The sequence below is a fragment of the Advenella kashmirensis WT001 genome (genome assembly GCF_000219915.2).
GTDB classification, from domain to species: Bacteria; Pseudomonadota; Gammaproteobacteria; order Burkholderiales; family Burkholderiaceae_B; genus Advenella; species Advenella kashmirensis.
Window position 1 is genome coordinate 927,065 of record NC_017964.1, and the last position, 11,906, is coordinate 938,970.

The window sequence follows — 11,906 nt, forward strand, 5'->3', positions numbered from 1 at the left end:
TACTGTACCCGGATATGTAAGGGTATGCTTATTGTGCGCAGCACCATATATCGGAACAATAATGAGTAAAGTCAATAGTATTGTTGAGCATCTGCTTCTTGCCATCCAGAATGGAAATCTGAAAAGCGGGCAGAAGCTGATGTCTATCAGAGTTGCACGTGAACATTTCAACGTGTCGAAAAATACCATGATCGATGTCTATGACAGACTTGTTTCATTGGGGCATATCACGGCCAGGCCAGGTTCGGGTTATTACGTCAGCACGTTAAGCAAAAAGCAGAATAGAAGCAGCACGACGCATATAGCCGAAGCGGTAGATGCAATATCGCTGCTGCGGGAGCAGTTGAATCAGACCTATCGTGTGCGTGTCGGCGATGGCAGGCCTCCGTCTTCATGGATGAGCCAGTTCGATATTGATTTGCGACTGAAAATTCCGAATGATAGTAAATATGGCTACGGACATCCCATGGGGTTCGAGCCGCTGCGCGAGGCGATCGCGCAAAATCTTATTGAGAGATCTATCCAGCGTCGGCGGACCAGGTTCTGCTCACTTATGGCGCTAACCACGCGATGGACTTGATTATCAAACAGTTTCTGTCCCCGGGGGATACGGTTCTTGTTGATAGTCCTGGGTACTATCCTTTATTTGCCAAACTCAAACTGTACAAAATTAAAATGATTGGCGTCAGACGCGGCGGCACCGGGCCTGATACAGACGATCTGGAAGAGAAGGCCAGGCTGCATCGCGCCAAGCTGTTTTTTACGCAAACGCTGGGCCACAATCCTACAGGCGGCTGTGCCACGCTTGCTGCGCAATATCAGGTGTTGAAGCTGGCCGAGAAGTATGACTTCAGGGTGATCGAGAATGATGCGTTTGCTGACTTGCTGCCGCCCGGTATGCCACGCATGGCGGGACTGGACCAGCTGGATCGGGTCTTGTATATAGGCACCTTTTCCAAGACCCTGTCGGCCAGCTTTCGCGTAGGCTATGTGGCCGGCCGCCAGGCACTGGTTGACTCCCTTTGCAATATCAAGATGCTGACTGTTGTTACCTCATCGGATTATCTAGAGAGATGGCTTTACAGTCTGATTGCCAATGGACAATATCTGAAGCACTTGCGACGACTCAGACCCATGGTCGAACAGGCGAGCGCCCAGGCGTTGAGCAATTTTTCGGAACTGGGGTACCATGTTCCTTATCAGTCTGAAGGCACCTATTACATGTGGCTCGAGTTGCCGGGTCATCTGGACGATATTCAAGTGGCTCGCAAGGCGGCGGAAGACGGCATATTCCTGGCCCCTGGGACAGTGTTTTATCCGGAAAAAAGGCCTAGCCAGCAGCCCGCCTTGAGAATCAATGTTGCTTATGCCAATGACCCGGACTTTCTGGCATTTCTAAGAAGACTGCGTTAAGAGCGCTTGCGCTTGCCCGGTTCCTGGCGGGCCGATCGCTGATGAATCTGACACGAGCCGTTACGTAATTTGCCATGGGGTCGACCACGCGATGCGATACAGATTGTGGCATACTGGTTGCATTCTGCTCCCGTCCATTTGCTATTCCAGATAGCATCTTATTTGTCCGTTTTCCGTTTCAACTGATCATTATTCACGTCCTGATTTAAGGAGATACTAATGAAGTCAAGTTCGAAAAAATCGGTTTCCCGCCCTGTAAATGGAGCCAAAGACGCAGTTGGCAATGCCGGGGAATTACACCAACAGGCTGGCGGTACGCATCCGGTCATGACCACCCAGCAGGGTCTGACCATTAGTGACAATCAGAATTCATTGCGGCCAGGACCGCGCGGCCCGACGTTGCTCGAAGACTTTATTCTTCGGGAAAAAATCACCCATTTTGATCACGAACGTATTCCTGAGCGCATCGTTCATGCGCGCGGCACTGGCGCACACGGCTTCTTTGAATTGACTCAGTCTTTGTCCAAATATACGACGGCGAGAATTTTGACGGAAAAGAACGTACAGACGCCCGTATTCTGTCGATTCTCCACCGTGGCCGGGGGCAGCGGCTCGGTGGATACGCCTCGTGATGTGCGCGGTTTCGCCGTGAAGTTTTATACGCAGGAAGGCAACTGGGATCTGGTCGGCAATAATATACCTGTATTTTTCATACAGGACGCCATGAAATTTCCGGATCTGGTTCACGCGGTGAAAATGGAACCGGATCGCGGCTTTCCTCAAGCCGCCACTGCGCATGACACATTCTGGGATTTTATCTCGCTCATGCCCGAATCCCTGCATATGATTATGTGGGCGATGAGTGATCGGACCATCCCGCGCTCGCTGCGTATGATCGAAGGCTTTGGTGTGCATAGTTTCCGGCTGGTTAACAAGGACGGTCAAAGTACCTTTGTCAAGTTCCACTGGCGCCCCAAACTGGGCTTGCAGTCCACGGTGTGGGATGAAGCCGTCAAGCTGGCTGGCGCAGATCCGGATTTTCATCGCCGGGATTTTTTCGAAGCCATTCAGAATGGCAGTTTTCCGGAGTGGGAGCTGGGGGTGCAGCTGTTTACCCAGCAAGAGGCCGATGCGTTCCCGTTCGATCATCTGGATTCGACCAAACTGATTCCCGAAGAACTGGTACCGCTCAAAATTATTGGCAGAATGGTGTTAAACCGCTGGCCTGATAACTTTTTTGCCGAAACCGAGCAGGTGGCATTCTGCCCGGCCAATATCGTACCCGGTATTGATTTTTCCGAAGATCCGTTGCTGCAGGGCAGGCTGTTCTCCTATCTGGATACGCAGTTAATTCGGTTGGGCGGACCCAATTTTGCACAGATCCCGGTCAATGCCCCCAAGTGCCCGTTCCAAAACACGCAACGCGACGGGCACATGCAGATGCAGGCGCAAAGGGGAAGAACCGCATACGATCCGCAAAGCCTGGATCCCAATGCCACGCGTGCCAGCATCAAAACGGGTTTCCATAGCGCTGCAGTGCAGACAGAAGGCGCCAAGTCCCGTATTCGGGCGGAAAGCTTTGCCGATCACTACAGTCAGGCGCGAATGTTTTATCGTAGTCAATCCGAGGTGGAGCAGGCGCATCTGGCCTCCGCACTGGTTTTTGAACTGTCCAAGGTAGAGACCGAGCATGTGCGCCTGGCGGTCGTGAGCCAATTGCGTACCATAGACGAGAGCCTGGCAAAACGCGTCGGCGATGGGCTGGGCCTCAAAGCTTTGCCGGCAGCGGTCAAGCCGGTAGTACCTGTCCAGGATCTGGAATTGTCTCCTGCCTTGCGCATTATTGATCGCATGAAAGATACGCTGGAAGGGCGCACCATCGGGATATTGATTGCCGACGGGTCCAATAACGAGAGTATCAACGCGATGAGAAGCGCGCTGGACAAGGCCGGCGCGGCGGTGAAGCTGGTTGCGCAAAAACGTGGTGTGACACTCAAGGATGGCAGCTACGTGACAGCGGACGGACAACTGGCGGGAACGCATCGATCGTGTTCGATGGCGTGGTCAGTATCCTGCCGATGGCCGAAGCGGAAAAACTGGTGCACGAGGCAGCCGCCATAGACTGGTTCCGCGATGCCTTCGGGCATTTGAAAGCCATTGCCGCGTGCAAGGGAACGCACAAAATTCTGGAAGCGGCCGGCATCAAGCCCGATGCGGGGGTGGTCGCGCCCGAAGACATCAAGGCGTTTATCAAACTGGCAAAAACGCGGCAGTGGAAACGGGAACCCACCTTGCGGACTTTGGCCTGACAGTTTGCTCTGCCCGTCAGAACAACAGGATCACGGGCTGTGTGCCCGGGGGTCTTGTTGTTTGCTTTTCGGGAGTACCGAATGGTTGTCAGGCCAGGGAGTCCCGGTCTGTGGCCAGCGTCGGGTCCTGGCCTTTTAACTGCGTGAGTGAGGGAACGGCGGCTGGTCGCTCCAGCGTTTCCTGCAAGGTCCAGCCCCGGTCTGTATGGCGCAATACGAAATACACATTCTGATTTCGCGCCACCGAGCGCGCTTCAATACGCTGCACCCGTTCCGGGCGGTCCAGATGTACCGCATACATAATGCGGATAAAGGTGTCGGCGTGCCTGGGAACCTGCCTGGCCGATTCCCATTCCTGCAATTGTGATTCAGTGAGCGCCAGTCGCTTGCAAAGCACGGCAGACGTAATTTGCAGTTCCCTGCACAAATAACGAAATTCGGCGCCGGACAGCGGCACGCTTTTTACGCAGAGTGCACTGCAAATGGTTCTTTTGAGTCCCTGGGGGTTATGGACGACGACGCTCCTGCCATTTCTGGTCTCCTTTATCCGATAACCATTGCTCAGCCAGACGTTCTGCAGGCCACCTTCAACAAATGGATGCATCATCAATCCCCATCAGTCGTTTTTTTGAGTAGGTTTTAAAAAAAGTATACAGGAGGTTAACCCTGATATGACAATTTAAAGACAGATTGTCGTCATACTGGCGCAGTCAAATTAATACTATTTATTTATTAATTCATCAAAATAATCAATTTAAATTTTCAATTGAAATTCAATAGAATGAATTTCACGATATTTCATTAGCACGATAATTCATTCGTCAACAGGGAGGACAGATGCAAAGTCTGCTCATAGGCTGTGGCGCCGGCTTTTCCGGAGACCGCATTGATGCTGCCCAGGCAGTGGTCAAGACGTTGATTGCGCGCGGACAGCCCGCTGTTCTGATCTTCGAGATGCTGGCCGAACGCACGCTGGCGCTGGGCCAGCTGGCCAAAAACCAGAATCCTGATCTTGGGTACGAACCGTTGCTGCAGGACGTACTGGCGCCCATTCTGAATGATTGCATTGCCCACCATATTCCCATCGTCAGCAATTTCGGAGCAGCTAATCCTGTTGCCGCAGCCAGAGCCATTGCTGCACTGGCCATTGAGCAGAATCTGGCCGGCGTCAAAATTGCTGTAGTAGAAGGCGACGATATTCTGGCGAAGGTGGATCTTTCCAGTCTGCAGATTTGGGAAGGCGACCGTGAACTGGCTGCTGGCGCCGGCAATCCGATAGCGGCCAATGTTTATCTGGGCGCCAGAGGCATTGCACAGGCCCTGGCCGATGGCGCGCAGGTTGTGATTACCGGCAGGGTGGCCGATCCGGCGCTCACGCTGGGCCCAGCCATGGCGCATTTCAATTGGGATTGGCAGGATTGGGACCGGCTGGCTGCGGCCACACTGGCCGGGCACCTGCTCGAATGCGGCTCACAGGTCACGGGCGGCTATTTTGCCGATCCGGGTTACAAGGACGTGCCTGATTTGGCCAATGTCGGCTTTCCCATTGCACAGCTTTTTGAAGACGGCCGGATAATCATTGGCAAGGCCGATCATACGGGTGGCACAGTCAATCTGATGACAGTGAAAGAACAGATGCTGTATGAAATTCATGACCCGGCGTGCTATATGACGCCAGATGTCATTCTTGATATTTCCCAGGTGCAGATTGCTCAGATTGCGCCCGATCAGGTGCAGGTTATCGGCGCGCGCGGCGCACCCCGGCCCGACACGCTCAAGGCCACGGTCTCGTTCATGGGAGACTGGTTTGGCGAAGGAGAAATTTCGTATGCAGGCCTAATGCTGGGGAGCGTGCAAAGCTTGCGGCAGATGTACTGGGTGAGCGCGCACAGCGGCTGAACGGACCGTGCCGCCTTCGGCGTGATCTGCTTGGGGTGGTCAGCGTACTGGATTCGGATACAGCGGCGTTGCGTGAGAGTCTGCCGCTAGCCCAGGTCACGGATGTACGCTTGCGGCTGGCCATCAACGCGCCAGACAAAGCGACCGTGGAGCGCATGATGTATGAAGTCAATGCGTTGTACTGTTGTGGGCCGGCCGGCGGCGGAGGCGTGCGCACCAGTGTCAAAAGCAGTGTGCGCACGGTGTCGTACCTGGTCCCGCGCGACCTGGTGCAGGAAAGCTGGCGATATGTTGCGGGAGAGGCATGATGAGCACGTGGATAAAGCTGCATGAGATTGCACATGCACGGGCCGGGGATAAGGGCAACCGGCTGAACATTAGTCTGATTCCGTATGACCCGGTGCACTGGCCCCTATTGCTGGAGCAGGTTAGTGCGGAAAAAGTCAAGGCATGGTTTGCCCACCGCGGTGCAACGCAAGTGGTGCGCTACGAGTTACCTAACCTGAAGGCACTGAATTTCGTTATTGATAACGTGCTTGAAGGGGGGGTGAACAGCAGCCTGAATCTGGATAAACATGGTAAATCAAATTCGTTCCGACTGCTTGACATGTCGATACAGATCGGAACTTAAAAAGGAGACAATCAATGACAATGAATAATTTCAAATCCAACATCATCCTGGCGCTGGCTGGTATGACACTGGCGGCGGGCAGCGCCATGGCGGCTACCCCGACAGGCCGATCACATTTGTGGTGCCATTTGGCGCGGGCAGCGGGACCGACAAGCTGGCCAGGGTGCTGGCAGAAGAGGTGTCAAAACAGGTCGGACAGACGGTGGTGGTGGAAAACAAGGGCGGCGCCAGTGGCTTTATTGCAGCGCAAGACATTGCCCGGGCCAAGCCTGACGGTTATCGCATCTTTGTGACCTCCAATACCACGCATGCCAGCAATTCTGCACTGTTCAAGAAGCTGCCATATGATCCGGTCAAGGATTTTGCGCCCATCTCCAAATTGGGCAATATTCCGCTGGTGCTGGTGGTGAACCCGCAAAGCATTCCATCCAAAACGGTACCGGAATTTATTGAGCACCTGAAGCAAAATCCGATAAAGTGTTTTTTGGCAGTGGCAGCACCTCCGCCAGAATTGGCGGAGAATTATTCAAGATACTGACTGGCACCAAGATCAGCAATGTCGATTACAAGAGTAATCCGCAAGCGGTGGTGGACACGGTTGGCGGACAGATTCAGATGATGATCGCAGATGCTGCAACCACACTGCCTTTGGCGCGCGACGGCAAGTTGCGTGCGCTGGCAGTATCGACCAGCAAGCGTACCGATATTGCTCCGGATTTGCCAACCTTGGCCGAAACCGGCGTAAAAGGCTATGAGATGGTGGCCTGGTTTGCCTCGTACGCACCTGCCGGTACACCTGATGAAGTGATCAAGACATTGAACCAGGCGTTCGTCAAAACGCTGAACGATCCGAAAATCGTGAAAAACCTTCAGATTCAGGGTATTGAGGCCGATGCCAGCACGCCGGAAGAGCTGGCACAATTTCAGAAAGCTGAAACTGAAAAATGGGTGGATATCGTTGCCAAGGCCGGTGTTGAAGTACGATAGCAGTTGTCAGGGTGGCTGCCATTGGCGCCACCCAATCAACTACCGGGTTACCCATTACATTTGTGAATCTTTCCACCAAACACCTGAAGGCCTTCAAGGCGCTGGCCACCGAAAAAAACTTTACCAAGGCCGCCAGCCAGTGTCATCTGACGCAGCCTGCGCTGAGCGTGCTGATCCAGAATCTGGAAGAGCAGGTGGGCGCCAAGTTGTTCGAGCGCAATACGCGCAATGTCATGCTGACCCCGGAAGGCTGCTGTTTGACGCGTTCGCCGATAAACTGCTGGACGACTTTGAGCACGCGCTAAGCGAATTGCGACAGCATGTGTCAAAGAAGGCGGGACACGTGACGGTGGCGGCATTGCCATCGGTCGCTGTGGGCAGTTTGATTCCGGCGGTTGCGCAGTTTAATCGTATCTACCCGGGTGTGTCGGTGGCCTTTATTGATGTGACAGCCGATGAGTGCCTGAATCTGGTCAAGACGCGCAAGGCTGATTTTGCCGTGACCTTCGTTGGTGAGCATCATCCGGAGCTGATCAGTCAGCCCTTATGTTCCGATTCGTTCTATGTGGTTTGTTCAACTGACCATCCGCTGGCCACCAGGAAAAAGCTGCGCCAGCAAGACATACTGGCGCATCCGGTAATCCAGTTTGTACGCAGCACCAGTATTCGGCAGCATCTGGATGCTTCCTTCTATCCGGAAAAACTCATCACGCATATGGAAGTATCCAATTTGTCCACGGTGGCCGGTCTGGTGGCCAACAATATGGGTATTTCAATTGTGCCGGGTCTATCGCTGTTTCTTTATACAAAGCCGGCCATTGCCATTATTCCGCTGGAACTGGAAGTGCCGAACCGCATGATTTCACTGGTGCAGGCGCGCGACCGGGTGCAGTCGGTCGCGGCTCAGGCACTGATCACGCATCTGAAAGAGACGATTAAAGCCTAGGATTTTCCCTAGGGCAGCGCCACATCCTGCTAGGTTTGCACCAATTTGGGGCGTGAAGTTAACCAAGGGCTACCGATCTTGCCGGCAGGTTAACCTTTTGAAATGTCACAAAATATAGCTCCCATATTGCAAGCAAAAAGTAGCCAGTATTATTTACATTCCTTTTTGGAATAAATAATAACGCATTAAATTCCCTTTAAGAAAAAAGATGGACTGGGCATGATGCTGTCATCAAGGAGTAAACAAGATGACACAGCAAGACCTTTCGATCCAGATCAACCCGTCCAGCCCGGTACTTGAACCCGGCATTGCGGCAGCCCTGCAGCAGATCGTCACCCCGCACCTGAGCGATAACCTACACAGACAGGTGGGCGTTGTCGGGCTCCAGCGTTACAACCGGACCGGAAAGCTGGTCGGGACCGCCGTTACCGTACAAACGCGTGCGGGCGACAATTTGTACATTTACAAGGCGATGACCATGCTCGAGCCGGGTCACGTGCTGGTCATAGACGCGGCCGGCGATGTGAGCAACGCCTGCATTGGCGAGATCATGAAAAAGTACCTGCAGCAGCTCGGATGTGCCGGCATTATCGTCAACGGCGCCATTCGCGATGTGGCTGCGTTTGAAAATGACAGCTTCCCGTGCTACGCCCGGGGTAATGTGCATCGCGGGCCATACAAGGAAGGTCCGGGCAGGATCAACGTACCGGTCAGCATCGGCGGCCAGGTGATCGCCCCGGGAGATGTCGTTGTTGCAGATGAAGATGGTATCGTCTGTTTTCCTGTGGGGCAGGCCGAAGCGCTGATCGCCGCAGCGAGGGCTCATGCCGAAAAAGAAGAAAAAATCATGAATGAAATAGCGTCAGGTGCTAAAGAGCAAAGCTGGCTGCACCCGCTGCTTGCAACCAAAGGGTTGTACTGAAATGACCACGATGATGACAAGCCCGAACCCGTTGCTGGCGCAGCGCATGCAGCGCATCAAGCCCTCGCCAAGCATGGCTGCAAAAAAGAAAGTAGACACGCTCAGGGCGGCCGGCAAAGCGATTGTTGACTTTACGATTGGCGAGCCAGATCTTGCGACGCCGGAGCATATTGCGACCGCAGCCGTGCAGGCGATCCGGCACGGCGCGACCAAATACACTGCCTCTGCCGGCGTGCCCGAATTGCTGCAGGCCGTTGCACAAAAATTCGAACGTGAAAACGGCCTTCACTACGCAACCGACCAGCTGGTTGTGGGCACCGGCGCCAAGCAGTTGATCTATACGGCGCTGGCCGCGACATTGAACGATGGGGACGAAGTTATCATTCCGACACCATTCTGGGTATCTTACCCCGACATGGTTACGCTCAATGGCGGCACCCCGGTCATGCTGGCCAGCACGGCCGAGTCGGGTTTCAAAATGTCGGCAGCACAGCTGGAACAGGCCATTACCGATAAAACCAAGTGGCTGCTGTTAAATAGCCCGAATAATCCGTCAGGGTCGATGTATACCGCGGCGCAGTTTCGCGAAATTGCAGCTGTGCTGGAGCGTCATCCGCAAGTCTATCTGATGATTGACGAGATCTACGAACACTTCAGCTATGACGATGTGTATGTATCACTGGCCACCTACAGCGAAACGCTCAGGGCGCGTACTTTGGTGGTCAACGGCGTATCCAAGGCGTATGCCATGACCGGCTGGCGTATCGGTTATGCCGCAGGTCCGGCGTTTCTGATCAAGGCGATGACGACCCTGATATCACAGACGACCTCTTGCGCCAGTGAACCCAGCCAACGCGCTGCAGTGGCGGCGCTCACGCAGGACCAGTCTTGCGTGCGAGAGGCCTGCCGCATTTTTCGTGAACGCCGCGATGTGATTGTGCCTTTGCTCAATGTGATCGAGGGCATAACATGCACGGTGCCGCAAGGTGCATTTTATGTATTTCCGAGTATCAAGGGGTTGCTGGGCAAACGTACACCTGATGGCAAGACCCTTGCGACAGATCTGGATGTTGTGCTTTACCTGCTGGACCATGCCGGAGTGGCGGTGCTTGACGGCACAGCCTATGGTACGCCGGGCTTTATAAGAATCAGCTTTGCTACCGATTTGGATGTTATCAGAGAAGGATGTGAAAAGATTGCATCTGCTTGCAGACAACTTGTCTAACAATGAAGTTTTCCAGGAAAGTCATCATGAAATTGAAAAACCTATTGACCATATTGCCCATTGTCATGGCATGTGCCAACGTTGCGCAGGCCGACGCGCTAGACACGATCAAGGAGCGCGGCACGCTCGTATGCGGCACGCTTGGCACGTCTGAACCATTCAGTTTCCAGGATCCAAAGACGCGCCAGGTGGTTGGCTATGAAGTGGACCTGTGCAAGGAAATCGCTGACAGCATGGGCGTCAAACTCGAGGTCAAAATGATTTCAGTGGCCGCACGCATTCCCGAACTGGCGGCAGGCCGCGTAGATGTAGTGGCCGCCAATTTGGGCTGGTCTGCGGATCGGGCCAAGCAAATTGATTATAGTTATGCCGACTATGTCAGCCCGCAGAAGATATTGATTCGTCAGACAGATGCCGACAAACTTAAGAAAACTGCCGACCTGGCAGGCAAACGCGTGAGTGCTGTAAGCGGTTCATCATCCGAGGCAGGTGTCAAGCGCCTGATCCCGGACATCACGACGGTCACGTTCAAAGATCCATCTACGGCGTTTGTGGCGCTCCAGCAAAAAAAGGTGGATGGTTTCGTCGGATCTGAGCTGATGCTTCTGAAGTTTGAGCAGAGCGCCCGGAAAACGCCGGTCAAGCTGACCATGATTGAAGATCCGCTTTTTACCGAGTCATGGGGCCTTGGCGTGAAAAAAGGCGAGAAGGCGCTGCTTGGCAAGATCAATGAAACGATGGTCGGCCTTGAACAATCAGGGAAAGCCCAGCAGATATTCGATCGCTGGTTCGGCCCCGAGACCCGGTTTCATACCAAGCGGGTATTCAAGATGGAAGAGATCAAAGGCTAGGGCGCAGGTAGCCGGGATATGAACTATACATTGGATTTCGCTTCGCTGCTTAACGGCCAGTATCCGTGGCTTGTGCTACAGGGCGTTCTGACGACGTTGAAAATGACCCTGCTGGCCTGGCTGATAGCATTTGGTCTTGGCAGTGTCCTGACCATCGTACGTACGCTCAATATCCGGGTGATCAATTACCTGATTGCCGTATATGTCGCCTTTCATCGTAATGTGCCCTCGCTGGTTCATATCCTGTTCTGGTATTTTGGCGTGGCCTCGATTGTGCCCGAGGCGATCAACGATGCAATCAATGTCATCGGCGGCGAGTTCTTCTATTCGACGATTGCCATCGGCCTGGTTACTGCTGCCTATGTGACCGAAGATTTGCGCAGCGCGATCCGTTCGATACCGACAGGACAAATGGAGGCTTCCAGAACCCTGGGCTTGAATTATCTGCAATCAATGCGCAAAGTGATTTTGCCGCAGGCGTTTGTGGTCTCCATTCCCACACTCACCAACCAGACCCTGTTGCTGTTTAAAAATACCAGCCTTGCAATGGCAATAGGCCTGATCGAATTGACGGGCGCCGGTCGCGAGATCGAGTCGGCAACATTCAAAACGTTTGAAATTTATTTAATAGTAACTGTGATCTATCTGGTGATTTCGCTGTGCCTGATGTTTGTCGGTGCAAGCCTGTCCAGAAAGGCCGCCTTCAGTGAAAAACGGCCCTAG

10 protein-coding genes and 3 pseudogenes are annotated in these 11,906 nt (G+C 53.6%); 12 read left to right on the forward strand and 1 reads right to left on the reverse strand.

Annotated elements, in window-relative coordinates:
- Positions 1–61: 61 nt before the first annotated feature.
- The 3 genes and pseudogenes from TKWG_RS23925 to TKWG_RS04365 all read left to right on the forward strand — a co-directional run bounded on the left by TKWG_RS23925 (position 62) and on the right by TKWG_RS04365 (position 3,722).
- Positions 62–580 carry a GntR family transcriptional regulator gene (locus TKWG_RS23925; RefSeq protein WP_202947764.1) on the forward strand — a complete coding sequence of 173 codons (519 nt, stop codon included), beginning with the start codon at positions 62–64 and terminating at the stop codon, positions 578–580.
- Positions 571–1,413: an aminotransferase-like domain-containing protein gene (locus TKWG_RS23930; RefSeq protein WP_202947765.1), complete on the forward strand. Its 843-nt coding sequence runs from the start codon at positions 571–573 to the stop codon at positions 1,411–1,413. Before TKWG_RS23925 ends, TKWG_RS23930 begins: the two co-directional genes overlap by 10 nt.
- 219 nt (positions 1,414–1,632) lie before the next feature.
- Positions 1,633–3,722, forward strand: a pseudogene (locus TKWG_RS04365) (catalase).
- A gap of 88 nt (positions 3,723–3,810) precedes the next feature.
- On the opposite strand, the gene TKWG_RS21110 reads toward TKWG_RS04365, so the two are convergent.
- Entirely contained in the window at positions 3,811–4,329 is a 519-nt protein-coding gene (locus TKWG_RS21110; protein WP_050981526.1) for a transcriptional regulator, read from the reverse strand.
- Positions 4,330–4,559: 230 nt separating this feature from the next.
- Between TKWG_RS21110 and TKWG_RS04375 the strand changes: the two are divergent.
- The 9 genes and pseudogenes from TKWG_RS04375 (at position 4,560) to TKWG_RS04410 (ending at position 11,906) form a co-directional block, all read left to right on the forward strand.
- A pseudogene (locus tag TKWG_RS04375) lies at positions 4,560–5,929 on the forward strand (acyclic terpene utilization AtuA family protein).
- Positions 5,926–6,252 (forward strand): AtuA-related protein, encoded by a 327-nt coding sequence (locus TKWG_RS04380; protein WP_322786599.1) that lies wholly within the window; start codon positions 5,926–5,928, stop codon positions 6,250–6,252. Before TKWG_RS04375 ends, TKWG_RS04380 begins: the two are co-directional and overlap by 4 nt.
- A gap of 208 nt (positions 6,253–6,460) precedes the next feature.
- Positions 6,461–7,239 (forward strand): annotated as a pseudogene (locus TKWG_RS04385) (Bug family tripartite tricarboxylate transporter substrate binding protein).
- 11 nt (positions 7,240–7,250) lie between these two features.
- A complete protein-coding gene (locus TKWG_RS21115) occupies positions 7,251–7,544 on the forward strand; it encodes a LysR family transcriptional regulator (RefSeq protein WP_050981527.1) in 294 nt (97 codons plus the stop codon).
- 17 nt (positions 7,545–7,561) lie between these two features.
- Positions 7,562–8,185: a LysR substrate-binding domain-containing protein gene (locus tag TKWG_RS04390; protein ID WP_171815120.1), complete on the forward strand. Its 624-nt coding sequence runs from the start codon at positions 7,562–7,564 to the stop codon at positions 8,183–8,185.
- 247 nt (positions 8,186–8,432) lie between these two features.
- Positions 8,433–9,107, forward strand: a complete 675-nt coding sequence (locus TKWG_RS04395) for an RraA family protein (RefSeq protein ID WP_014749664.1) — start codon at positions 8,433–8,435, stop codon at positions 9,105–9,107.
- A gap of 1 nt (position 9,108) precedes the next feature.
- On the forward strand, positions 9,109–10,332 hold the full coding sequence (locus tag TKWG_RS04400) for an aminotransferase class I/II-fold pyridoxal phosphate-dependent enzyme (protein WP_014749665.1): 1,224 nt from the start codon (positions 9,109–9,111) through the stop codon (positions 10,330–10,332).
- Between the two features lie 26 nt (positions 10,333–10,358).
- Positions 10,359–11,183 (forward strand): ABC transporter substrate-binding protein, encoded by an 825-nt coding sequence (locus tag TKWG_RS04405; protein WP_014749666.1) that lies wholly within the window; start codon positions 10,359–10,361, stop codon positions 11,181–11,183.
- Positions 11,184–11,201: 18 nt separating this feature from the next.
- Positions 11,202–11,906 (forward strand): amino acid ABC transporter permease, encoded by a 705-nt coding sequence (locus TKWG_RS04410; RefSeq protein WP_014749667.1) that lies wholly within the window; start codon positions 11,202–11,204, stop codon positions 11,904–11,906.

Excerpts from the sequence above, each read along its gene's own strand:
- TKWG_RS04405 (WP_014749666.1), top strand. The coding sequence starts at position 10,359 with ATGAAATTGAAAAACCTATTGACCATATTGCCCATTGTCATGGCATGT.
- TKWG_RS23925 (WP_202947764.1), top strand. The coding sequence starts at position 62 with ATGAGTAAAGTCAATAGTATTGTTGAGCATCTGCTTCTTGCCATCCAG.
- TKWG_RS04395 (WP_014749664.1), top strand. The coding sequence starts at position 8,433 with ATGACACAGCAAGACCTTTCGATCCAGATCAACCCGTCCAGCCCGGTA.
- TKWG_RS21110 (WP_050981526.1), bottom strand. The coding sequence starts at position 4,329 with ATGATGCATCCATTTGTTGAAGGTGGCCTGCAGAACGTCTGGCTGAGC.
- TKWG_RS04400 (WP_014749665.1), top strand. The coding sequence starts at position 9,109 with ATGACCACGATGATGACAAGCCCGAACCCGTTGCTGGCGCAGCGCATG.
- TKWG_RS23930 (WP_202947765.1), top strand. The coding sequence starts at position 571 with ATGGACTTGATTATCAAACAGTTTCTGTCCCCGGGGGATACGGTTCTT.
- TKWG_RS04410 (WP_014749667.1), top strand. The coding sequence starts at position 11,202 with ATGAACTATACATTGGATTTCGCTTCGCTGCTTAACGGCCAGTATCCG.
- TKWG_RS04380 (WP_322786599.1), top strand. The coding sequence starts at position 5,926 with ATGATGAGCACGTGGATAAAGCTGCATGAGATTGCACATGCACGGGCC.